Below are 22,485 nucleotides of genomic sequence, written 5' to 3'. Positions count from 1 at the left end.
CCGTGACACCAATCAAACGCCGTGGCTTGCTGGCCTCGCTGGCCCTCCTGCTCTCTCCTCTGTTGGGAGGCCGAAAAGCTGAGGCTGCGAGCAAGGCTGGCGATCCTGCCTGGCAACTCAGTGAGGCTGCCTGGAAGGAGCGCCTGAGTCCTGCCGCCTTTGCAGTGCTGCGCCGTGAGGGCACGGAGCGGCCGTTCTCCAGCCCGCTCAACAACGAAAAGCGAGCCGGCACCTACGTGTGTGCTGGCTGCCGTTTGCCGCTGTTCTCCTCCACCACGAAATTCGACAGTGGCACCGGCTGGCCCAGCTTCTGGCAGCCCCTGCCGAATGCGTTGGTCACCCAGCTGGATTTCAAATTGATCGTGCCCCGCACGGAATACCACTGCCGCCGCTGCGGCGGGCATCAGGGCCATGTGTTCAACGATGGACCCAGGCCCACCGGCAAGCGTTACTGCAACAACGGCGTCGCGCTTGCCTTCGTGCCCGGCAAGTAGGAACTTGCTGCGGCAGGGACGTTGAGCCCTTGCGCCGTTGTGGCATACCTCTGCGCATGCATCTTGGCGCCTCCCCGCCGGCCACATGGACAAAGGACGAAAAAAGAGCAGGCTTTTGGCCTGCTCCGGTGATGCGCTGATCGGTCGCAACTGATCTGCTGCTGGTTGGCAGCTGATCGCTCGAAGTTGGCGGTTCGAAGCTGCTGGCTTGAAGCAGTGACGGTTGATCGGAGCTGGATCCGCAGGGTGACCCTGCGAATCCAGGGGCAGACGATCAGTAGTCGAAGTCGCCGCCCATGCCGCCACCGCCGCCGGCGGGAGCAGCTTCCTTCTTCTCGGGCAGGTCGGCCACGATGCACTCGGTGGTGAGCACCATGCCGGCGATCGAGGCGGCGTTCTGCAGGCCGGAGCGGGTCACCTTGGCGGGATCAACGATGCCGGCAGCCAGCATGTCGACGTATTCACCGGTGGCGGCGTTGTAGCCCTCGTTGAACGGCATGCCCTTGACATGCTCAGCGACGACGGCGCCATTGACACCGGCGTTCTGGGCGATCCGCATCAGCGGAGCGGTGAGGGCGGAGGCCACGATGGTGGCACCGATCAGCTCTTCGCCGGTGAGGTTGGCAGCCGCCCACTCCTCGAGAGCAGGGGCCAGGTGGGCCAGGGTGGTGCCGCCACCAGGAACGATGCCTTCCTCAACAGCCGCCTTGGTGGCGTTGATGGCGTCTTCCAGGCGCAGCTTCTTGTCCTTCATCTCGGTTTCGGTGGCTGCACCCACCTTGACCACGGCCACACCGCCGCTCAGCTTGGCCAGACGCTCCTGCAGCTTCTCCTTGTCGTAGGAGGAGTCGGTTTCGTCGATCTGCTTGCGGATCTGCTCCACACGGGCCTTGACGGGCACTTCGTTGCCTTCGGCGACGATGGTGGTGGTGTCCTTGTTGATGGTGATGCGGCGGGCGGTGCCCAGCATCTCCAGCTTGGTGTTCTCCAGCTTGAGGCCGGCGTCTTCGGTGATCAGCTGACCGTTGGTGAGAACGGCGATGTCCTCAAGCATGGCCTTGCGGCGGTCGCCGAAACCAGGGGCCTTGACGGCGGCCACGTTGAGCACGCCGCGCAGGCGGTTCACCACCAGGGTGGCGAGGGCTTCCTTCTCGATGTCCTCGGCGATGATCAGCAGGGGCTTGCCGGTGCGGGCGATCTGCTCAAGCACGGGCACCAGGTCTTGCACCAGGCCGATCTTCTTGTCGGTGAGCAGGATGTAGGGCTCGTCGAGCACCGCTTCCATCCGCTCGGTGTCGGTGGCGAAGTAAGGGGAGATGTAGCCCTTGTCGAAGCGCATGCCCTCGGTGACCTCCAGTTCGGTGGTCATCGACTTCCCTTCTTCCAGGGAGATCACGCCTTCTTTGCCGACCTTGTCCATAGCGTCGGCGATCATGCGGCCCACCTCTTCGTCGTTGCCGGCGGAGATGGTGCCCACCTGGGCGATGGCGTTGCTGTCGGCGATCGGCTTGGCGTGCTCCTCAATCTTCTTGACGAGGAAATCGGCAGCCTTGTCGATGCCCTTCTTGAGGGTGATGGCGTTGGCGCCCGCAGCCACGTTGCGGAGACCCGCCTTGACCATGGCGTGGGCCAGGACGGTGGCCGTGGTGGTGCCGTCGCCGGCGGCGTCGTTGGTTTTGGAGGCGGCCTGACGGATCAGGGCCACACCGGTGTTCTCGATGTGGTCTTCCAGTTCGATCTCTTTGGCGATGGTGACGCCGTCATTGATGATCTGGGGAGCGCCGAATTTCTTTTCCAGCACCACGTTGCGGCCCTTTGGGCCGAGGGTGACGGCAACTGCCTCAGCGAGGATGTCGATGCCTTTTTCGAGGGCCCGGCGGGCGTTCTCGTTGTAGATGATGCGCTTGGCCATGGAAGGGATGCTCCTTGAAGTAGTTGGTAAAGGGTTGACCGTCCCACGAGTCGTCGGGGGTCAGGACGTGATCAGTGAGGGCAGTTAAGGCTCACAGGAACCTCAGGTGCCGGAGCGATCAGTCGACGATGGCGAGAATGTCTTTTTCGGAGAGCAGCACGAACTCATCGGTGCCGAGCTTGATGTCAGTACCGGCGTACTTGCTGTAGAGCACCTTGTCGCCCACGCTCACTTCAGGAGCTTGGCGGGAGCCGTCCTCATTGCGCTTGCCGGGGCCCACTTGGACCACTTTGCCCACCTGGGGCTTCTCCTGTGCAGTGTCGGGGAGCAGGATGCCGCCCGCGGTTCTTTCCTCCGATTCGGACACCTTGATGAAAATGCGATCTCCAAGGGGTTTGACAGTGGAGACGCTGAGGGAGACAGCAGCCATGGATCGTTTCAAATGCGGTGGTGCGGCGCCGTGGGCGCCACAGGGGAGAGCGAATTAGCACTCGCCCTGCCTGAGTGCCAACCTATGGCGGTGGAAGGGTGCAGTGCAATCGGTACGGTGTGCGGTTGACCGAACCCAGCACGCGGCACGGGCCTCAGGCTCTGAAGACCAGGCCATTCGCGGTGGTATGGTGGCGCGGCTTCAGGCGGGCGCGCGTCCCGCTGCGCGATCTTCCTTCCTTTCCTATGGCTGCTGCTGCTCCCGTCAACACCGGCTCCAAGGGTGTTGTCCGTCAGGTGATCGGCCCCGTTCTCGACATTGAATTTCCGGCCGGCAAGCTGCCCCGCATCTTCAATGCCATCCGCGTTGAAGGCCGCAACTCCTCGGGTCAGGACATCGCCCTCACTGCGGAAGTCCAGCAGCTGCTCGGCGACCACCGGGTGCGTGCCGTTGCGATGAGCGGCACCGACGGCGTCGTGCGTGGCATGTCCGCCCTCGATACGGGCGCCCCGATCAGCGTCCCCGTGGGTGAGGCCACTCTTGGCCGCATCTTCAACGTGCTCGGCGAGCCGGTTGATGAGCGTGGTCCGGTCACCTCCACCCTCACATCTCCCATCCACAGGGATGCGCCGAAGCTGATCGAGCTCGAAACCAAGCCCAAGGTGTTTGAAACCGGCATCAAGGTGATCGACCTCCTGGCTCCTTACCGCCAGGGTGGCAAGGTCGGCCTGTTCGGTGGCGCCGGCGTGGGCAAAACCGTGCTGATCCAGGAGCTCATCAACAACATTGCCAAGGAGCACGGCGGTGTTTCCGTGTTCGGTGGCGTTGGCGAGCGCACCCGTGAGGGCAACGACCTCTACGAAGAGTTCAAGGAATCTGGAGTGATCAACTCCGAAGACCTCCCGAAATCCAAGGTGGCGCTCTGCTTCGGTCAGATGAACGAGCCCCCCGGCGCCCGCATGCGCGTGGGTCTGTCGGCACTCACCATGGCCGAGCATTTCCGTGATGTGAACAAGCAGGATGTGCTGCTGTTCATCGACAACATCTTCCGCTTCGTCCAAGCCGGCTCCGAAGTGAGCGCCCTGCTCGGCCGCATGCCCTCCGCTGTGGGCTACCAGCCCACCCTCGGCACCGACGTCGGTGAGCTTCAGGAACGCATCACCTCCACGCTCGAAGGTTCAATCACCTCGATCCAGGCTGTGTACGTGCCGGCCGACGACCTCACCGACCCCGCTCCCGCCACCACCTTTGCCCACCTCGATGCCACCACGGTGCTGAGCCGCGGCCTGGCTTCGAAGGGCATCTACCCGGCCGTCGACCCGCTCGACTCCACCAGCACCATGCTCCAGCCGGCCGTTGTGGGCGACGAGCACTACCGCACCGCCCGTTCCGTGCAATCCACCCTGCAGCGCTACAAAGAGCTTCAGGACATCATCGCCATCCTCGGCCTCGACGAACTCTCCGAAGACGACCGTCGCACCGTCGACCGCGCGCGCAAGATCGAGAAGTTCCTGTCTCAGCCCTTCTTTGTGGCTGAAATCTTCACTGGCCAGTCCGGCGAATACGTGAAGCTCGAAGACACCATCAGCGGCTTCAATATGATCCTCGCTGGTGAGCTGGATGATCTTCCCGAGGCTGCTTTCTACCTCGTGGGCAACATCGATCAGGTGAAGGCCAAGGCCGCCAAGATCCTCGCTGACGCCAAGTCCTGATTCGCGACGGACTGCCTCTGATCTCCCTGTCACCTTCTCGCCATGACTCTCAATCTCCGTGTTCTGGCACCTGACCAGAGCGTTTTCGACGGCAGCGCGGATGAGGTGATCCTGCCCAGCACCACTGGGCAGCTGGGGATCCTCCCCGGACACGTCTCCTTGCTTACTGCTCTCGATGTGGGCGTGATGCGCCTGCGCAGCGGCAAAGACTGGACCTCCATTGCCTTGATGGGTGGTTTTGCCGAAGTCGAAGCCGACGAAGTCACTGTGCTCGTGAACACCGCAGAGCTCGGAGACAAAATCGATGCCGCCGCCGCCGAGCAGCAGGTGGAAGAAGCCCAGCTGCGTGCAGCCAGCTTCGAAGGCCAGCCGCCCAGCACGGAAAAGGTGAAAGCCGTCCAGAACCTGGCTCGGGCCCGGGCCAGGCTTCAGGCCACCCGCAAGGCCTGATCCATCAACGGCGCTGTCCTTTGCTGGCGGCCCCAATCCTTTTGGCCGCAATGCCATCAACAGCCTTGGATCGGCTCCACAAGCCCGGTCCAAGATTTTTTTTGTATGCCCTGGATGTTTGCCAGCTGGCCCTTGAACTCTGCCAGCTGGCCCTGGTTCTTGGCCAAGAGGCCTTGGATCTCCGCCAGCAGGCCCTGCAACGCTCAACGCCGGCTCACTAGCGCTGAATTCGGGCACTTCAACTTCCCACGAACGTCATCATCAACGTGGCGAAGTCAGAGTGGAGAATCGCTGTCAATCGATCCATACCATCCGGCGATCAAGCCTGGTGAACTTGATCATGAATGCAATCTGATGGTGGCTGGAACTTGGCTACCAATGACAATCGATGAAGGATGCAGCTCGACCGCGGATGCAACCCGGTAGCGGATACAACTCGACTGTGGCTGGAACTTGACCGTCGACCCAGCTTGTTGACGAATTCGAGTTGGCCGAGGGCGAGTGCGGAGGTCGAACGCTTGATCGACAAAGAAAAGGCCCCTGCTTGGGGCCTTTAACGTGCTAGACGTTCTGGCGAGTGTCGGTGAGCGATGTGCTGGAGAGCGGCACCCATCGACCGTTCGCTTCAGCAGGTGTTGAGCCGTTCCTGAACCTGGCCAGTGAAGCCAAGCCAAGCCAAACGACGCTTGAAAGGAAGTGGACTGCGCTGTAGGCCGTAAGCCAATGCAGCCCGCCGCTGACAATCAAGCGGTTCCGCAGAAGGTGACGTCGGGGAACTTGAGCTTGGCTTCGTCGAGCGACTTGCCTTTGCCTTCCTCTTGCCAGTAGTTGATCACCTCGGTGGCCTTGTTGAGGATCTCCACCCGCTCATTGTCGGTGATCCAGGATTTGGCTTCCAGTTCACCTTTGAGGGTTTCCCAGGCATCTTCCCGCGGCCAGAAGAAGTAGGAGGTGAGGGGGCTGGGGCCACCGCCCACGATCTGATCAACGGCCAAAGCGACGTTGTCGGGCAGCCAGAGGATCTTGAGCAGGAAGCGGCCTTCATCCGCTTTCGGCGTGTGGCCGGAAGGAACGCCATCTTCGTCGAGGGTGGCCGTGGCCAGTGCGGCGCTGGCGCCACGCAGCACGGGACGCCCTTCGCGGGCGCCACTCGGATCCGCGGCGGCGGGAAGGATCTCAGGCATGGCGGACACGGCGGGCATCGCAGAAACCGCCGCGTCAGGGCTATCGCTGGCCGTCATAGGTTCGGCGCTCAAGGACAACAATCAAACGAGTAACCTACCAGCCCCGGCCTCCCTGCCCTGAAGCCCCGCGCTGTTCTGCTGTTCGACATCGACGGGGTCATTCGCGACGTGAGCGGCAGCTACCGCCGCGCCCTGGCTGAAACCGTTCACCACTACAGCGGTTGGAGGCCCGGACAGACCGAGGTGGATGCACTAAAGAGCGAAGGTCTTTGGAACAACGACTGGGAGGCATCGCTGGAGCTGCTGCGGCGCCACGGGCATGACCCGCTACCCAGCTTTGGTGCCCTGGTGGAGGTGTTCAGCCAGCTCTATTTCGGGGGAGACCCAGACGGCCCGCCAGAAGCGTGGCAGGGCTTCATCCGGGAAGAAACGCTTTTGGTACAGCCGCCTTTCTTCGAGCAGTTGAGCCAGCACGGCTTCGCCTGGGGGTTCGTGAGCGGCGCTGAACCGGCTTCCGCGCGCTTCGTGCTGCATCAGCGGCTCGGATTGCCGCAGCCTCCCCTGATCGCCATGGGCGACGCTCCGGACAAGCCCGATCCCACCGGCCTGCTCACGCTTGCCGCCCGCCTGGCCACCACCGACCTGGGCCATGAAGCCCCCTTGGTGGCCTATGTGGGCGACACCGTGGCGGATGTGGAAACGGTGCAGCGTGCTCGGGCGTGCCATCCCGATCAGGCCTTCGTCAGCCTGGCGGTGGCTCCGCCTCACCTGCAGGACGCGGGAGCCGTTGCGCAACGGCAGGTCTACGAACACCACCTGACCCAGGCAGGCGCCGACCACATCCTGACCACCACGGCGGAGGCTCCCGCGCTGCTGAACCGCCTGCTCGGCTGAGCGAACGGCCCGGACCGTGCAGCCGGTTTCACCGCTCCATGGCGTCTGCTGATTTGAGAGCAGCGGCTGTGAGCACCTCGTGCCCGCTGGGGGTCACGGCCACGTCGTCCTCGATGCGGATGCCGATCCCCTTCCAGCGCGCGTCGATGGCGGGCTGGCCATCCGGCACGGGCAGCCGATCGCTCACGTAGAGCCCAGGCTCCACTGTGAGCACCATGCCGGGCTCAAGCGGCACAGGATGCTCGCCGAGGCGGTAAGCACCCACGTCGTGGACATCGAGCCCCAGCCAGTGGCCGGTGCGGTGCATATAGAGGTGGCGGTAGGCGCCCTGCTCGATCAGGCCATCCACCTCCCCCTGCAGCAGACCCAGCTCCACCAGTCCCTCCACCAGCACCCGCACCGCGGCCGCATGCACCTGCTCGGCATCGGCCCCTGGCTTCACGCAGGCGATTGCCGCCTGCTGGGCAGCCAGCACCAGGTCGTAGAGGGCGCGCTGCTCCGCACTGAAGCGCCCGCCCACCGGGAAGGTGCGGGTGATGTCGCCGTTGTAGTAATCGCTGAGGCTGCAACCGGCGTCGATCAGCAGCAGATCGCCGTCCAGCAAGGGTGCACTGTTGCTCGTGTAGTGCAGCACACAGGCGTTGTCGCCGCCGGCGACGATCGAGCCGTAGGCAGGACCACGGGCGCCCTGAAGCAGAAAGTGCTGCTCGATCGCAGCCTGCACCTGCCGCTCGTTCAGCCCGGGCCGCGCCACCTGCCGCGCCAGCTCATGGGCTTCGGCGGAGATCCGGGCGGCCTCGCGCAGGCGCTCCAGCTCGTCCTCGGTCTTGCGCAGGCGCAGCTGGTGCAGCAGCGGGCAGGGTGCCACCAGGCCAAGCGCCGCCTGACCGCTGCGCGGTGCCCGGTCGAGCTGGGCGGCCCAGGCGGAAAGCACCAGCGGCTCCACGCTCGGATGACGACCCACCCGGAACGCGATGCCCTCGGCCCCTTGGAGGTACTCCGCCAGCCGTTCGGCCAGTTCCGCCCGCGGATGGGCCAGGTCGGCGCCGAACTGGGACACCGCGCCTTCGCACCCCCAGCGGAAGCCGTTCCAGACCTCGGCCGCAGGGTCCTTGGGTTCTACGAACAGCACGAACCGGTGCTCACTGCGGTGCGGCAGGAACAGGGCCACGGCCCCAGGCTCATCGAACCCCGTGAGGTACCAGAAATCGCTGTGCTGGCGGAAGCCATGTTCCACATCGGCGTGATGGGTGACCAGTGGAGCAGCGGGAATCACGGCGGCCACGGCACCGAGCCGTTCCAGGAAAAGCGCGCGACGCTGCTGGAAGGTGGCAGCGGAAATCACCATGGAGGAACCACGAAACGGCGGGACAGAGACTTAGACGATTAAATAAGGGCATGGAATGCCCTGCCTTGATGAAGGCGCCGACATGAGCGAGCTGGGAAGGGCGCGCCACCATGAATGAGCTGTTCGGCCTGGCAGCGCTGGTGGTGGTGATTCTGGCGGGATCAGCGCTGTGCTCAGGCGTCGAGGCGGCCATCCTCACGGTCAATCCCCTCAAGGTGCACGAACTGGCGGGCCGTCCGGTGCCGCCGCGCGGTGCCAGGGCCCTGCAACGGCTGAAAAACCGTCTGGGCCGTGCCCTGGCGGTGCTGGTGATTCTCAACAACGGCTTCAACATCTTCGGCAGCCTGATGATCGGCAGCTATGCCGGCTGGGTGTTCGCGCAGCTGGGCGTCTCCGGCATGGCCCTGCCCCTCTTTTCGTTCGGCCTCACCGTGCTGGTGATCCTGCTGGGGGAAATCCTGCCCAAATCGATCGGCAGCAGCATGGCCATGCCGGTGTCCCTGGCGAGCGCCGCCACGGTCAACGTGCTGCTGCGGTTGATGTTGCCGCTGGTGCTGGTGCTCGAACGTCTGATGCCGGCGATCACCGCCGAGAGCGAGCTCAGCACCGACGAGGAGGAGATCCGCCTGCTGGCCAGGCTTGGCTCCCGCACCGGCCAGATCGAAGCCGACGAAGCCGCCATGATCGGCAAGGTGTTCCAACTCAACGACCTGACAGCGCGGGATCTGATGGTGCCCCGCGTGGCAGCCCCCACCCTGCCTGGGATGGCAAGCCTCCAGAGCGTGAAGCCTCAATTGCTTGCCCAGCACGCCCCGTGGTGGGTGGTGCTGGGCGAAGAGGTGGACGAAGTGCTGGGGGTGGCCAGCCAGGAAAGCCTTCTGCAGGCCCTGGTGGAAGGGCGCGGTGAGACCACGATCCAGAACCTCATCAGCCCGGTGGAGTTCGTGCCGGAGATGATCCGCGCTGACCGTCTGCTCACCGCCTTCCGGCGCAGCAGCCATTCCGTGCGGGTGGTGGTGGATGAATTCGGTGGCTTCGTCGGTGTGATCGGTGCCGACGCCGTACTGGCGGTGCTGGCCGGCTGGTGGCGGCGGCCGCAGTCGCCTGTGGAGGTCCCCGGCGAATGAGGCCCACGCCCGACACCCCCACACGTTGCCGCCAGTTGCTCAGGCTTTGGCGCTCGGAGATCAACCTCACCCCTCGCGAGTGTTCGGCCCTGGGTCCGGAGCTGGCGGCCCTGGATCGCCAGATTGAGCGGCTGGAGCAGGGCCGCCTGCGGCTGGCGGTGTTCGGCCGCGTGGGTGTGGGCAAATCCAGCCTGCTGAACGCCTTGCTCGGGCGTTCCCGCTTCGCCACCGACCTGGCCCACGGGAGCACCCGCCTGCAGGAACGAGAACGCTGGCAGCAGTCGATCGCGGGTCTGAACGGCGTGGAGCTGGTGGACACCCCCGGCATCGACGAGGTGGATGGCCCGGCCCGCCAGCGGCTGGCCGCCAGGGTGGCTCTTGGCGCCGACCTGCTGCTGTTTGTGCTCGACGGCGACCTCACCAGCCCGGAAGGCGAAGCCCTGGAGCAGGTGCTCGGCTGGGGCAAGCCCTTGCTGCTGGTGGTGAACCGGATCGACTGCTGGCCGGCCGGCGAACGCGTCCAGCTGCTCGACAGCATTCGCCGGCGGCTGCCGGCCGCCGCCGCCGGCCTGGATCTGGTGGCGGTGTCGGCGGCGCCAAGACAGGCCCAGCTGCTGGCTGACGGCCGTGTGCGCAGCGAAGCCCGGCCGCCCGCCATCGAGCCTCTTCAGGAGCGGCTGGTGGACCTGCTGACCAGTCACGGGGCCCTGTTCCTCGCCCTCAACAGTCTCAAGGCAGGGGATCGATTCGCTCAGCGTCTGCAGGCCCAGCGCCTGCACCAGCAGCAATGCCAGGCCCATGGGGTGATCGGGCGGTACGCCACCCTCAAAGCCGCCGGCGTTGCCGCCAATCCACTGGTGCTGCTGGATCTGGCTGGTTCGCTCGCCTGCGACACCGCCCTGGTGATGCAGCTCTGCCGGCTGTACGGACTCACGATCAATGGCGCCCAGGCGCGGCGGATGCTGGCCCGGCTGTCAGGCCACAGCGCCTTGCTGGGCGGCACCCAGATCGGCATCCAGCTGCTGCTGGGCGCCCTGCGCCAGGCGCTGCTGGTGGCAGCGCCATTCACCGGCGGGCTCTCGCTGGCCCCTGCCGCGCCCGTGGCCCTGGCCCAGGCGGCGCTGGCTGTTCACACCACCCGGCTCACCGGCCGGCTGACCGCCGCGGAACTGCTCAAAGCGGCCCATCAGGGCCCGGCCCGCCCCGGTGCCCTGCTGCGGCGCCTGGCCCGGCAGGATCCCCAGACCCAGGTCTGGCTGCAGCAATGGACGCCGCGGGGCTGGGATCCGGCCCTGCAGGGGCTGCAGCCATGAGCGCGCCCGACCAGGTGGCCCTGTTCGGCACGAGCGCCGATCCGCCCACCCTCGGGCACCGCGCTCTGCTGCAGGCCCTGGGAGAGCGCTACCCGCTGGTGCGCACCTGGGCCAGCGACAACCCCTTCAAGCAGCATGGGGCCCCCATTGAGGTGCGCGCCGTGCTGCTGCGGGCGCTGGTCGAGGGGATCGGCAATCCTCGTATTCAGGTGGACCAGAGCCTCAGCCACAGCCGCGCCCTCCACACCCTGGAGCAGGCCCGCCGGCTCTGGCCTGAAGCCGACCTGATCTTCGTGGTGGGCAGCGATCTGCTGCCGCAGATTCCCCGCTGGTACGCGGCGGATGCCCTGCTCGCCGCCTGCCGGCTGGCCGTGGTGCCTCGCCTGGGCTGGCCGCTCGACGCGCTGCACATCGATGGCCTGGTGCAACGGGGAGGCCGGGTGGAGGTGCTGCCGCTGCAGATCCCGGCCACGGCCAGTTCCCAGTTGCGCCTCCATCCCGATCCCCAGCTGATCCCGGCGGAACTGTGGCCGGAGCTGCGCAAGCGCAACCTCTACGGCCTGGGCGACGTGGCGGCCAGCAGGCGGCCGGCCACCCCGCCGCTGCGCTGATGCGGCTCGCCCTCGCCCAGATCGACCCGCTGGTGGGAGACCTGCGCGGCAACGGTGCACTGCTTCTGGAACGTAGCCGTCAGGCCGCCGCTGCCGGGGCTGATCTGGTCGCCAGCCCCGAGCTGTCGCTGTGGGGGTACCCGCCACGGGATCTGCTGCTGCGGCCTGCGCTGCTGCGCCAGCAGGAGCAGGTGCTCGATGCGCTGGCCCATGAGCTGCCCGGCGGGCTGGCTCTGTTGGTGGGCGTCGCCGAGCCGGTGGCTGGCAACGGACTGCCGGCGCTTCACAACGCCGTGGCCCTGGTGGAGCAGGGCGGCTGGAGCATCGTCGCCCGTAAGCGCCTGCTCCCCAGCTACGACGTCTTCGATGAACGCCGCTACTTTCAGCCGGCCGACGCGGCCTGCCTGATCGAACGCCAGTGGGGCGGGCGCCCGTGGCGCATCGGCCTGACCATCTGCGAGGACCTCTGGGTGGAGGAACGCCTGCAGGGGCATCGGCTGCGCGGGGCGGACCCGATCGCCGCGCTCATGCCGCTGCAGCCCGACCTGCTGCTCAACCTCTCGGCGTCTCCGTTCGTGCAGGGCAAAGGCACAGTGCGCTGCCGGCTGGCCCAGGCGGCGGCCGCCCGGCTGCAGTGCCCGGTGGCGTACGTGAACCAGGTGGGCGGCAACGATGAGCTGGTGTTCGACGGCGGCAGCTTCGTGGTGGACGCAGCCGGTGCCATGCGGCTTCAGTTGCCCTGCGCCGCCGAGAGCCTGGCGGTGTGGGACAGCGACCCAGGGGCTGAACCCACGGGCCCCGTCGCCCCACCTCCGGATCCGATGGAGCAACTGTTCCGGGTGCTGGTGCTGGGGGTGCGCGACTACGCCGGCAAATGCGGCTTCCGGCAAGCGCTGCTCGGGCTCAGCGGCGGCATCGATTCAGCGCTGGTGGCCGCCGTGGCCGTGGCGGCCTTGGGGGCTGACCAGCTGTTCGCGTTGCTGATGCCTTCCCCCTACAGCTCAGCAGGATCCCGCACCGATGCGATCGCGCTGGCGGATCGCCTCGGCGTCGCCCACGGCTGCGTGGCGATCGAGCCGCTGATGCGGGGATTTGATCAGGCCCTGGAAGCGCCGATCGGAGCCGCACCCACAGGGCTGACGGCCGAGAACCTGCAATCCCGCATCCGCGGCACTCTGCTGATGGCCATGGCCAATACCCAGGGCCGGCTGTTGCTCTCCACCGGCAACAAATCGGAGCTGGCCGTGGGCTATTGCACCCTCTATGGCGACATGAACGGCGGCCTGGCGGTGATCGGCGACCTCTACAAGACCACCGTGTTCCGCCTTTGCGCCTGGCTGGACAGCCCCGCCGCCGCCGACTGCCGCCGCAGTTGCGGGCTGCCGGCCAATGGGGAGCTGATCGGCGCGGCGATCCGCGAGAAGCCACCAAGCGCTGAGTTGCGGCCTGATCAGCGCGACACCGATTCCCTGCCCGACTACGCCGTGCTGGACCCCCTGCTGCGGCAGTTCATCGAAGAGCTGCGCAGCCCGGAGGAGCTGGTGGCCGCCGGCACGGATGCTCAAGTGGCCCAGCGTGTGTACCGCCTGCTGCGCCGGGCCGAGTTCAAACGGCGCCAGGCCGCGCCGCTGATCAAGGTGAGCGGCCGGGCCTTCGGCAGTGGCTGGCGCATGCCGATTGCTGCCGCCATCGACTGAATCGTCTGCCGATGCGGACCAATTCCTGGCAGTGCGGCCCCGCCGCCGCCAGTGTGTAAGCAGATTGAGAGTTGCATGGCCAGCCCCGGTCCCACCGCGCCGATCGCGAGCATCGGCGTGCCCACGGAAATCAAGCGGGACGAACAACGCGTGGCCCTCACCCCCGATGGCGTCAGGGAGCTGGTGTCCCATGGCCTGGAGGTGCGGGTGCAGAGCGGCGCCGGCAATGGTGCGGGCATCGACGATTCCAGCTACGCCGAAGCCGGGGCGCAGCTGGTGAGCCAGGAAGAGGCCTGGGCGGCCCATCTGGTGGTGAAGGTGAAGGAGCCCCAGGCCGAAGAGTTCCGCTTTCTGCGCAGCGACCTGGTCCTGTTCACCTACCTACACCTGGCGGCCTACCCGGATGTGGGCAGGGCGCTGCTGGAGGCCGGCACCACCGGGGTGGCCTACGAAACCGTTCAGCTCGACAACGGCAACCTGCCGTTGCTGGCGCCGATGAGCGAAATCGCCGGCCGGCTCGCCGCCCAGGTGGGTGCGCACCTGCTCGAAAAGCCCCATGGCGGACGCGGGGTTCTGATCGGCGGTTGCACCGGCGTCAGGCCGGCGCGGGTCGTGGTGCTTGGGGCCGGCACGGTGGGGTGGAATGCGGCCCGCTTGGCGGCGGCGATGGATGCGGAGGTGTTCCTGCTCGATCACTCCCCCCAGCGTCTGCGCAGCCTGGAATCCGACCGAAGCGGCCGGCTGGTGAGCCTGGTGAGCAGCCGGGGCCTGATCGAGCGCATGGTGCCCGGCGCCGATCTGCTGATCGGAGCGGTGCTCACCCCCGGCGGCCGGGCGCCCACCCTCGTCGACGAAGATCTGGTCCGACGCATGAAGCCCGGCTCCGTGATCGTCGATGTGGCGATCGACCAGGGCGGCTGCATCGCCACCAGCCGCGAAACCACCCACACGGATCCAGTGGTCACGATCCATGGCGTGCAGCATTACGCCGTCGGCAACATGCCCGGCGCCGTGCCTTTCACCTCCACCGAAGCGCTGGTCAGCGTCACCCTGCCTTACATCGTCGGCATTGCCGGCCGGGGGCTGGTGGAGGCGGTCACCGAGCGGCCCGAACTGCTCTCGGGACTGAACACGGTGGATGGGGCGGTGTGCCACCCCGGGGTGGCCAAGGCGCTGGGTGTGCCCACCCGCCACCCGATGGCCTGCCTGCGCTGATCGGGATCCCTGCCAGCGCTGATCCGGATCAATCCGCCGCCGCGCCAACAGCCAGCGAGGGGAGAGGGCGTACCAGCGCTGACGGTTCGATCCCCTCGCGCAGAGCCAGCACCAAACCCGCCGCCTCGGCATAGGTGGCGGCCGGAAGCACCGGAATCCCGAGGGCGTCGCCGCTGACCTCGAGCACACAGGCATTGCTCTGAACAGCGATCACCGGCAGGCCGCGGGCGGCGCAGCGCAGCACCGCCTCCCCCCCCAGCGCGCCGGCCGGAGCCACCACGGCCCCGATCCGGGCGGGGTGGATCAGCTCGGCGGGCAGCGCCGCACCGACCAGGGGGGATGCCGGCTGCAGCGGCACCAGATCAGGGGCGCGACTCAGGCCCACGAGCACGCAGGGCAGAAACGTGTGCCCCAGTTCTTCAGCTGCGGCGCGAGGATCAAGGCCCACCTCCACCGGCAGTGGCGCCAGGGCGGGCGCGTGGGCGCAGGGGATCCCCAGGTGGCGTCCCAGCAGGTGACTGATCACCGCCTCAGCACCGGCCAGGCCGTCGACGCCAGCGCCGCCGCGGTAGGCCGCAAGCTCCTGCGGGCCGTTGTCGTCCGGGAAGCGGGTCACGATCGCAATGGCTGTGGCCCCCGCCTCTCGCAGGCATTCCCCGGCCCGCAGCAGCTCGGCTGGATGCTCGAGCCCACCACCGCTCGCACCGCTGCTGCTGCGGCTCAACGCCACCCCCAGGGGCCGCTCGGTGGTGAGCACCGGGCCAACGGCAAGGCCGAGCGTGGCCCTGCAGGCATCCGCCACCTGCAGGTGCCGCTGACGCAGATCCGGCTCGATGCCGGCATCCAGCAACAGGCCCACCTGGCGCTGACGCACCGGTGCGAGCGCCAGATCCCCGGCGGCGAAGCGGTTCAACGCCCAGCCCTCCACGTAGTGGATTCTCGGGTCGCTCCAGTAGAGAGCGGCACCATTCATCACGTTCGGGTGGGTGATCAGGCAGCCGCTGGCCGCTGCCAGCAGGCGCGCGGCAGGTAAACCATCACCGGCATAGCCACCGATGCAGCATCCGATCCCGGTCGGGATCACCAGCAGGAGCGGCAAGGGCGCCCCTGGGCCGATGGCAGAGGTCATGGCTCCACCAGCAGCACTGCTTCCAGCCGTGCGCGCATGGCCCCGTGCTCAGCGCTCTCGACGGCCGTGATCGCCCAGCGCAGCGGCACGCCCTCCTCGCGATCGAGAGCCGCCAACACAGCGGCTAGTACCGAAGCGGAGGGCGATGACGCGACTGGTGAAGTGGCGGCGGGTGCTGCGGCGGGCAGCGACGCAGCGACCGGAAGCGGCACCCACACCTCCCTGGCGATCAACCGCACGGCATCTCTGGCTTCACGGGCCAGGCGCTCACTTCTGATACTGCCCGAACTGGGCTACGTACAACGCGTCCTCCTGTCCCGCCTTCAGCTGCAGATCACTGCGCGGGTAGGCCACACAGAGCAGGGCATAGCCCTGGGTCTGCAGGTCGGCCTTGACACCCATGGCGTCGGGCTGATGCACCGTTCCCACTGTGATCACAGCCGCACAGGTGGTGCAGACCCCCGAGCAGCAGGAACTGGGCAGGGGCACGCCAGCGGCTTCAGCCGCCGACAGGACCGTCTGATCGGCCGAGCAGGAAAAGGTATGGGTCGCGCCGTCGAGCGCAGCGACGATGGTGAAGGTTTCACTCATGGCAGAGGATGCAAGCAGCGGAGCAACTCCGCTCAGGGAGGGCAGCGGCCCCATCTTCCCGGACGGAGGGCCAGCACGGCGCTCTCGCCCATCACCGAAGGGCCCGAAGCAGGGAGCGAATCCCGTTGGCAAAGGAATCGGGGAAACGCAGCTGTTTGGCGCCGCGCGAAATCATGCGGGGAGCGAGGCAGCTGGCGGGAAGCTGCTGGCTGAAAGCTTTGGGCGGGAAGCGGCTGGTTCGAACGCTCAGGCCGTGCGCGCAAACGGTGTCCACGCGCCGGGGTGGGGAGCGAGAAACTCAGGGGGATGGCTGCTGGAGGACCGGGCCGAGAGGAAAAGGTCAAAGCTCACCGAGCAACGCCGCTCGTCGTCCTCATTGGGCAGCACCGCGTGATCGGTGCTCGCAGGAAAAAGCACCAGAAGACCAGCCTGAGGAGCCACGTCCTGCCAGGGGGCGTTGAGGGGGTGATCAGGGGTGATCGGCCCGCTGTGACCGACGGCCAGGCCCGGCACCAGCTCGTTCACCTGACGGTGCGGGAAGAGCCGCAGGCAGCCGCAGCGACCACTGCCATCCCCCGTGATGTAGTACACCGCACTGAGATGGGCGTTGGGGTGATGGTGGCGGCCGACGGCTTGACCCGGCTCGCTCACCACGGGCCAGGCACGCAGCAGGTGCAAGTCAATCTGCTCGGTATCAAAACCGAGTGCTCGGAGATAGGCCGGAGCGGCACGCTCAAGCTGGGAGACCAGCCAGCCAAAAGCTGGCCGGCGATGCACCTGCCAGGCGTCACTCAGGTCGCCCGTCCAGGCGCAACCTTCGGACGGATTGCCATTGGCTGCACCGCGAAGCTGCAGGGCCTCCTGCAGCATCACGGCTGAGTCGAGCGGGTCGGGGCGCAGTTGCTGGCGGCCGAGCGCCAGCGGGAACAGCGGCTGGATCTCGATGATGGCCTCAGCCCATCGCCGAGCCACCCACGATTTCCAGGATTTCCTGGGTGATCGCAGCCTGGCGGGCCTTGTTGTAATCGAGAGTGAGCGACTTGGCGAGCTCCTTGGCGTTATCGCTGGCGCTGTTCATGGCCGTCATGCGGCTGGCCAGCTCACTCGCGGCGGCTTCCTGGAGGGAACGAAGCAGCTGGTTGTCGAGGTAGAGCGGCAGCAGGGCATTGAGCAGCTGATCCGGGCTCTGCTCAAACACGAACTCCGACTCCAAAGGCGGAACGCTGTTGCCGGAAGGCACGCCCCGTTCAACCGCCAGCCGACCTTCCCGTGTGGTGAGACGGAAAATCTCATCATCCTGGGCGGCAATGCCCTGGGGGTCGAGCGGCAGCAGGGTCTGGGAGACAGGGCCGCTGCTCACGAGGTTGATGAACTTGGTGTAGATCATCTCCACCCGGTCTGTGCTGCCGGAGAGGAAGGCCGCCAGCACTTCGTCGCCGATCTTGCCCGCCTCATCCGCGGTAGGCACCTGCTCAAGGCCGGTGAACGTGGTGAGGATCGGATATGAACGGTTCTTGAAGTATCCGGCGGCCTTGCGCCCGATCAGCACCAGTTCCACCGTGAAACCCTGGCCCTTGAGCTCAGCGAAACGCTGTTCCGTGCGCTTGATGATGTTGGCGTTGTAGCCACCACAGAGGCCACGGTCAGCACTCACCACCACAAGGGTGATGTGACGCAAAGGCCGGGTCTGTTCAAGCAGCGGGGTGTTGGCCACATCCTCGAAACGCAGACGGGTCTGCAGGTTTTCGAGCATCCGGGCCAGGCGGTCGGCAAACGGCCTAGACCTTAGCACCTGTTCCTGGGCACGCCGCACCTTGGCCGCCGCGACCATCCCCATGGCCTCGGTGATCTTGCGGGTGTTCTTGACCGAACTGATGCGGTCGCGGGTTTCCTTGAGGTTGGCCATGGTTCAGGTGCTTCGCTTCAGGGAGATCAGGCCGAAGCCAGAAGGGTGGAGGTGACTTCGCTGATGGCCGCCTTGAGCATGGCCTCGGAGGATTCGCTCAACTGCTTCTCGGTTTGCACCTGCTCGATATAGGCAGCCGCATTGGTCTTGAGGTATTCCCGCAGCTCGCGAACGAACTGGGTCACCTGGTCGATGGCCACGTCATCGATCAGGCCCTTGACCCCGGCATAGACCACGGCCACCTGTTCGGCCAGAATCAGCGGGCTGTACTGGGGTTGCTTCAGCAGTTCACGCAGGCGCTTGCCCCGGCCAAGCTGCTTCTGTGTGGCGGCATCCAGGTCAGAAGCGAACTGGGAGAAGGCAGCGAGTTCGTCGAACTGGGCCAGTTCCAGTTTGAGGGTGCCGGCGATCTTCTTGATGGCCTTGGTCTGAGCTGCACCGCCCACGCGGCTCACCGAGATGCCCACGTTGATGGCGGGCCGCAGGCCGGAGTTGAAGAGGTCGGACGTGAGGAAGATCTGGCCATCCGTGATCGAGATCACGTTGGTGGGGATGTAGGCGGAAACGTCTCCAGCCTGGGTTTCGATGATGGGCAGGGCTGTCATGCTGCCTTTGCCCATGGCATCGGACAGCTTGGCGGCCCGCTCCAGCAGACGGCTGTGGCAGTAGAAGACGTCGCCGGGGTAGGCCTCACGGCCGGGCGGGCGGCGCAGCAGCAGGGACATCTGGCGGTAAGCCTGGGCCTGCTTGGTGAGGTCGTCGTAGATCACCAGGGTGGCCTGGCCTTTGTACATGAAGTACTCAGCAATAGCCGCGCCGGCATAAGGGGCGAGGTACTGAAGGGCCGCCGGCTCGGAGGCACAGGCTGCCACAACGATGGTGTAATCGAGGGCTCCCTTCTCACGCAGCACATCAATGACGTTGGCCACTGAAGCCTGCTTCTGGCCGATCGCCACATAGACGCAAACAACACCTTCACCCTTCTGGTTCAGGATGGTGTCGATGGCGATGGCCGTCTTGCCGGTCTGGCGGTCACCGATGATCAGTTCGCGCTGGCCGCGGCCGATCGGAATCATGGCGTCGATCGCGGTGATGCCCGTCTGCATCGGCTCATGCACCGACTTGCGCTGGATGATTCCAGGTGCGGGTGATTCGATCAGGCGGGTTTCTGAGGTGGCAATCTCACCTTTGCCGTCGATGGGCCGGGCCAGCGGATCCACAACCCGGCCGAGCATGGCGTCGCCCACTGGCACTTCAGCGATGCGTCCGGTGGCTTTGACCGTGCTGCCTTCCTGAATGCTGATGCCTTCGCCCATCAGCACGACACCGACGTTGTCGTCTTCCAGATTGAGAGCAATGCCCTCGGTGCCGTCTTCGAACTCGAGCAGTTCGCCAGCCATCACCTGCTCAAGGCCATAGACCCTGGCGATGCCGTCGCCCACCTGGAGCACCGTGCCGACGTTGCTGACCGATACGGACTTGTCATAGTCCTCGATCTGCTGCTTGAGGATGGCGCTGATCTCGTCGGGACGGATGGAAACCATGGGTTCAGTTCCCCGCGCGGGGAGGCGATGGAAGGAAAGGAGGGGAGGGGAAGGAGGAGAAAGCCGGGAACCTTGGGGCTCAGCCGCTCTTGGCGAGCGCCAGTCCAAGCCTCCGGACCTGGCCGGAGAGGCTGGCGTCGATCACCTTGGATCCGAATCTGACGATCAGCCCGCCAATCAACGAGGGATCGACGTCGAGCTTGAACTCGACGTTTTCGGTACCAGCCAGCGCCTGCACCTTGGTGCGCAGGGCCTGTTGCTGGTCGTCGCTCAAAGGCGCGGCGGAAACCACGCTGGCCAGAGCGATGTGGCGCTGCTCACGGAAGAGTGTGAGGAAGCGCTCCAGGATCGAATCAAGGATTGAGATCCTCTGACGATCAGCGAGGAGCTTGAGGAGGTTCAGGAACGACGGAGTGAGCTGCTCCTGGAAGAGGGCCACCACAATGGCTTTCTTCGTTTCCGGCTCAATCACAGGGGAAACGAAGGATTGGCGTAGCTCAGCGGATTGGTGCCAGAGATCAAGCAACTGCTTGGCCTGCTCGGCAACGAGTTCACTCTCACCGGATTGATCGGTGATCTGGAGAAGGGCTTCGGCGTAGGGCGAAGCGATGGTATTGAGCAAGGGCATCAGACTTCACCCAGCGATTCGATGGAACGGTCGATCAGTGCGAGCTGGGCACCGGCATCGAGCTTAGAGGGGAGAGCTGCAAGAGCCTTTTCGACCGCCAGCCTGGCCGCCTCGCGGCGGAGCTTTTCGCTCACCCTGTCGGCTTCTGATTGAAGATCGTTGCTTGAGCCCTGTTTCAGCAGCGCCATGGCTTCCACCGTGCGACGCTCGCTTTCGAGCCGGATGGACTCAGAGCGCACTTTGCCGTCAGCCCTGATCTGATCCGCCTTGATCTGAGCCTCGGCCAGATCCTTCTGGGCTGTGGCAAGAGCGGCTGTGGCTACGCCAAGCCGCTCCTCGGCGTCCTGGAGATCGCTCAGGATCACTTCGCGCCTTCGCTCCAAAGCGCTGCCGAGAACCTTGGGCAGAAACCACACCAGCGCGGCGATCACGATCGCCAGGTTGATGACGTTGGTTTCGAAAAGATTGAGATTGAGCCCGAAATGTCCCTCGCTGGCGAACAGCGGGGTATGGGGCGCCATCAGAAAGAGGGAAGGAGTCATTTCGCAGCCAGCAGACGGTTGACGATCAGTTCGCTGAGAAGATCGGATTCGCCTTCAAGGTGCTCGATGGCCTTCTGACGTTCAGCCTCGATGGTGCGGCGTGCGCTTTCCATGCTGGCGTTGACATCGGCCTGTGCAGCAGCAAGGGCCGAGCGATAAAGCCGGTCCATCTCCTCCTCGGCTTCCACGATCAGCGTCTGGGACTTCTGTCGAGCGTCCTTAAGCTGGGCGGTGAGATCGGCGGCGAGGCGCTCGGCTTGTGCAAGCTTCTGCTTGGCATCCGCACGGCTCAGAGTGATGTAGCTGTCGCGCTCTTCAACCGTGCGACCAATTGGCCGGAAGAACAGCAGGTTGAGAACGTAGGTGAGGAGCACCACCTGCACCGCCATGAGCGGCAGGGTGGCATCGAGGTCGAAGAGACCTCCCTCTGGAGCACCGGCTGCGGCGAGTAGAAGCCAGCTGGTCATGGGGCAGGGACGCTGGAAGGATCAGGTACGGCTGCCGTGCAAAGCACGGCAGATGGGTCTGGACGGTTCAAACGAAGCCAGGGTCTGGATCGGGGCCGCACCAAATGAATGGGCTGGTCTCCCGATCCCGACGGACGGCGATCAGCCTGCGAAAGGGTTCGCGAACAGGAGCACCAGGGCCACAACAAGGCCGTAGATGGTCAGAGCTTCCATGAAGGCCAGCGACAGCAGCAGGGTGCCGCGGATCTTGCCTTCGGCTTCGGGCTGGCGGGCGATGCCCTCAACAGCGCCGCCGGCAGCGGTGCCCTGACCGATGCCGGGGCCGATGGCGCCGAGGCCGACGGCAAGACCGGCAGCCACGACGGAGGCGGCGGAAGTGATGGAATCCATTTTGGAACGGGGGGGATGGAAGGCGCCGGTGAAGCGCGGGTTGGACCTGGCGCTTGGGACATCCCCGGATCGGAGATGGGCCCGGCAATGGCCGGACCTACGCGCAGGAGGTATAGCAGATCGCTGGGACGGGCCTGGGCGGCAGAAGTTCAGTGAGCTTCTTCGTGAACAGCCTCGCCGATGTAGTAGGCAGCAAGGGTGGCGAAGATCAGGGCCTGAATGGCGCTGGTGAACAGACCAAGAAACATGGCGGGCAGCGGCACAATCAGGGGCACCAGGAAGGCCAGAACGGCCACCACAAGTTCGTCAGCAAGAATGTTGCCGAACAGACGGAAAGAAAGGGAGAGAGGCTTGGTGAAATCCTCAACGATCTTGAACGGAAGCATGATCGGAGTGGGCTCTACGTAGTACTCGAAATACCGGAAACCTTTCCGGCTGAGACCTGCGTAGAAATAGGCGAGAGAAACAAGCAGCGCCAAGGCGATGGTTGTGTTGATGTCGGCGGTGGGAGCACCGAGCTCTCCACTCGGAAGGTGGATCAACTTCCAGGGAACCAGGGCGCCGCCCCAGTTGCTGACGAAGATGAACAGAAACAGGGTGCCGATGAACGGCAACCAATCGCGGTAGGCCTTTTCGCCGATCTGCTCACGAGCCAGATCACGGACGTAGGACCAGAGGAACTCCAGCAGGTTCTGAACACCCCTGGGATCTCGCTCCAGCTTGCGGGTGCCCACCACGACCAGTGCCAGCAGGGCGCCGATCACAACCCAGGAACTGATGAACACCTGACCGTGGATCACCAGACCACCAATCTTCCAGTAGAGGTGTTTTCCAACCTCCAGTTCGGCCAGGGGCAGCAAGAGAGACAACGGTGCCATCGGTGTGCTGGGGTGACGCAGAA

25 protein-coding genes are annotated in these 22,485 nt (G+C 65.6%); 9 read left to right on the top strand and 16 right to left on the bottom strand.

Translation table 11 applies throughout. The features are described 5' to 3' along the window. The first annotated feature begins 11 nt into the window (after positions 1-11). Positions 12-494 (top strand): peptide-methionine (R)-S-oxide reductase MsrB, encoded by a 483-nt coding sequence (gene msrB / locus ACXMDP_RS13550; protein WP_259729851.1) that lies wholly within the window; start codon positions 12-14, stop codon positions 492-494. A gap of 274 nt (positions 495-768) precedes the next feature. On the opposite strand, the gene groL is transcribed toward msrB, so the two are convergent. Further along, positions 769-2,406, bottom strand: coding sequence for a chaperonin GroEL (gene groL / locus ACXMDP_RS13545; protein ID WP_259729800.1), 1,638 nt, complete (start codon positions 2,404-2,406; stop codon positions 769-771). A gap of 118 nt (positions 2,407-2,524) precedes the next feature. Next, positions 2,525-2,836 carry a co-chaperone GroES gene (groES, locus tag ACXMDP_RS13540; RefSeq protein ID WP_259729799.1) on the bottom strand — a complete coding sequence of 104 codons (312 nt, stop codon included), beginning with the start codon at positions 2,834-2,836 and terminating at the stop codon, positions 2,525-2,527. 245 nt (positions 2,837-3,081) lie between these two features. Between groES and atpD the strand changes: the two genes are divergently transcribed. After that, positions 3,082-4,548: a F0F1 ATP synthase subunit beta gene (atpD, locus tag ACXMDP_RS13535; RefSeq protein ID WP_259729798.1), complete on the top strand. Its 1,467-nt coding sequence runs from the start codon at positions 3,082-3,084 to the stop codon at positions 4,546-4,548. A 42-nt stretch (positions 4,549-4,590) separates the two neighbouring features. Beyond that, the gene (atpC, locus tag ACXMDP_RS13530; protein ID WP_094512717.1) at positions 4,591-4,998 is read left to right on the top strand and encodes an ATP synthase F1 subunit epsilon; all 408 of its coding nucleotides are present in this window, start codon (positions 4,591-4,593) and stop codon (positions 4,996-4,998) included. Positions 4,999-5,054: 56 nt separating this feature from the next. Here the strand turns inward: atpC and ACXMDP_RS13525 are convergent, their stop codons facing one another. Both ACXMDP_RS13525 and ACXMDP_RS13520 read right to left on the bottom strand, forming a co-directional pair. Beyond that, a complete protein-coding gene (locus ACXMDP_RS13525) occupies positions 5,055-5,198 on the bottom strand; it encodes a hypothetical protein (RefSeq protein WP_259729797.1) in 144 nt (47 codons plus the stop codon). 543 nt (positions 5,199-5,741) lie between these two features. After that, positions 5,742-6,200 (bottom strand): 30S ribosomal protein PSRP-3, encoded by a 459-nt coding sequence (locus tag ACXMDP_RS13520; RefSeq protein WP_255101103.1) that lies wholly within the window; start codon positions 6,198-6,200, stop codon positions 5,742-5,744. A gap of 150 nt (positions 6,201-6,350) precedes the next feature. Between ACXMDP_RS13520 and ACXMDP_RS13515 the strand changes: the two genes are divergently transcribed. Continuing rightward, positions 6,351-7,076: a TIGR01548 family HAD-type hydrolase gene (locus tag ACXMDP_RS13515; RefSeq protein ID WP_457766947.1), complete on the top strand. Its 726-nt coding sequence runs from the start codon at positions 6,351-6,353 to the stop codon at positions 7,074-7,076. Positions 7,077-7,104: 28 nt separating this feature from the next. Here the strand turns inward: ACXMDP_RS13515 and ACXMDP_RS13510 are convergent, their stop codons facing one another. Next, positions 7,105-8,424: an aminopeptidase P N-terminal domain-containing protein gene (locus ACXMDP_RS13510; protein WP_259729796.1), complete on the bottom strand. Its 1,320-nt coding sequence runs from the start codon at positions 8,422-8,424 to the stop codon at positions 7,105-7,107. Between the two features lie 110 nt (positions 8,425-8,534). Between ACXMDP_RS13510 and ACXMDP_RS13505 the strand changes: the two genes are divergently transcribed. The 5 genes from ACXMDP_RS13505 (at position 8,535) to ald (ending at position 14,387) form a co-directional block, all read left to right on the top strand. Further along, the gene (locus tag ACXMDP_RS13505) at positions 8,535-9,551 is read left to right on the top strand and encodes a CNNM domain-containing protein (RefSeq protein ID WP_255140651.1); all 1,017 of its coding nucleotides are present in this window, start codon (positions 8,535-8,537) and stop codon (positions 9,549-9,551) included. After that, positions 9,548-10,864: a GTP-binding protein gene (locus ACXMDP_RS13500; protein ID WP_259729795.1), complete on the top strand. Its 1,317-nt coding sequence runs from the start codon at positions 9,548-9,550 to the stop codon at positions 10,862-10,864. The genes ACXMDP_RS13505 and ACXMDP_RS13500 overlap by 4 nt, the downstream gene beginning before the upstream one ends. Next, positions 10,861-11,475 carry a nicotinate-nucleotide adenylyltransferase gene (locus tag ACXMDP_RS13495; RefSeq protein WP_094512816.1) on the top strand — a complete coding sequence of 205 codons (615 nt, stop codon included), beginning with the start codon at positions 10,861-10,863 and terminating at the stop codon, positions 11,473-11,475. Before ACXMDP_RS13500 ends, ACXMDP_RS13495 begins: the two co-directional genes overlap by 4 nt. Beyond that, the gene (locus ACXMDP_RS13490; protein ID WP_259729794.1) at positions 11,475-13,172 is read left to right on the top strand and encodes an NAD+ synthase; all 1,698 of its coding nucleotides are present in this window, start codon (positions 11,475-11,477) and stop codon (positions 13,170-13,172) included. Before ACXMDP_RS13495 ends, ACXMDP_RS13490 begins: the two co-directional genes overlap by 1 nt. A 75-nt stretch (positions 13,173-13,247) precedes the next feature. Then, positions 13,248-14,387: an alanine dehydrogenase gene (gene ald, locus ACXMDP_RS13485; RefSeq protein WP_094512724.1), complete on the top strand. Its 1,140-nt coding sequence runs from the start codon at positions 13,248-13,250 to the stop codon at positions 14,385-14,387. A 28-nt stretch (positions 14,388-14,415) separates the two neighbouring features. On the opposite strand, the gene ACXMDP_RS13480 is transcribed toward ald, so the two are convergent. The 11 genes from ACXMDP_RS13480 to atpB all read right to left on the bottom strand — a co-directional run bounded on the left by ACXMDP_RS13480 (position 14,416) and on the right by atpB (position 22,462). After that, the gene (locus ACXMDP_RS13480; RefSeq protein ID WP_259729793.1) at positions 14,416-15,516 is read right to left on the bottom strand and encodes a DUF3326 domain-containing protein; all 1,101 of its coding nucleotides are present in this window, start codon (positions 15,514-15,516) and stop codon (positions 14,416-14,418) included. Then, positions 15,513-15,755, bottom strand: coding sequence for a hypothetical protein (locus tag ACXMDP_RS13475; RefSeq protein ID WP_259729792.1), 243 nt, complete (start codon positions 15,753-15,755; stop codon positions 15,513-15,515). The genes ACXMDP_RS13480 and ACXMDP_RS13475 overlap by 4 nt, the downstream gene beginning before the upstream one ends. Before the next feature lie 28 nt (positions 15,756-15,783). Beyond that, positions 15,784-16,107, bottom strand: a complete 324-nt coding sequence (locus ACXMDP_RS13470) for a 2Fe-2S iron-sulfur cluster-binding protein (RefSeq protein ID WP_259729791.1) — start codon at positions 16,105-16,107, stop codon at positions 15,784-15,786. Between the two features lie 246 nt (positions 16,108-16,353). Continuing rightward, positions 16,354-17,079 carry a 2OG-Fe(II) oxygenase family protein gene (locus tag ACXMDP_RS13465; RefSeq protein ID WP_259729790.1) on the bottom strand — a complete coding sequence of 242 codons (726 nt, stop codon included), beginning with the start codon at positions 17,077-17,079 and terminating at the stop codon, positions 16,354-16,356. Continuing rightward, a complete protein-coding gene (locus ACXMDP_RS13460; RefSeq protein WP_259729789.1) occupies positions 17,060-18,013 on the bottom strand; it encodes a F0F1 ATP synthase subunit gamma in 954 nt (317 codons plus the stop codon). Before ACXMDP_RS13460 ends, ACXMDP_RS13465 begins: the two co-directional genes overlap by 20 nt. Before the next feature lie 26 nt (positions 18,014-18,039). Beyond that, complete coding sequence (gene atpA / locus ACXMDP_RS13455) at positions 18,040-19,557, bottom strand: F0F1 ATP synthase subunit alpha (RefSeq protein WP_094512728.1); 1,518 nt, start codon at positions 19,555-19,557, stop codon at positions 18,040-18,042. A 79-nt stretch (positions 19,558-19,636) separates the two neighbouring features. Then, positions 19,637-20,185: an ATP synthase F1 subunit delta gene (gene atpH, locus ACXMDP_RS13450; protein WP_259729788.1), complete on the bottom strand. Its 549-nt coding sequence runs from the start codon at positions 20,183-20,185 to the stop codon at positions 19,637-19,639. Beyond that, positions 20,185-20,727 carry a F0F1 ATP synthase subunit B gene (locus ACXMDP_RS13445; RefSeq protein WP_457766946.1) on the bottom strand — a complete coding sequence of 181 codons (543 nt, stop codon included), beginning with the start codon at positions 20,725-20,727 and terminating at the stop codon, positions 20,185-20,187. The genes atpH and ACXMDP_RS13445 overlap by 1 nt, the downstream gene beginning before the upstream one ends. After that, positions 20,724-21,194, bottom strand: a complete 471-nt coding sequence (locus tag ACXMDP_RS13440; protein ID WP_259729787.1) for a F0F1 ATP synthase subunit B' — start codon at positions 21,192-21,194, stop codon at positions 20,724-20,726. Before ACXMDP_RS13440 ends, ACXMDP_RS13445 begins: the two co-directional genes overlap by 4 nt. A 141-nt stretch (positions 21,195-21,335) precedes the next feature. Further along, positions 21,336-21,584: an ATP synthase F0 subunit C gene (gene atpE / locus ACXMDP_RS13435; protein WP_010315318.1), complete on the bottom strand. Its 249-nt coding sequence runs from the start codon at positions 21,582-21,584 to the stop codon at positions 21,336-21,338. Positions 21,585-21,733: 149 nt separating this feature from the next. Then, a complete protein-coding gene (gene atpB / locus ACXMDP_RS13430; RefSeq protein WP_094512732.1) occupies positions 21,734-22,462 on the bottom strand; it encodes a F0F1 ATP synthase subunit A in 729 nt (242 codons plus the stop codon). Between the last annotated feature and the right edge of the window lie 23 nt (positions 22,463-22,485).

The sequence above is a fragment of the Cyanobium sp. ULC065 genome, assembly GCF_977927515.1.
The sequence above is the reverse complement of the archived record's forward strand: the minus strand, read 5'-3'. Positions and strand labels throughout refer to the sequence as shown.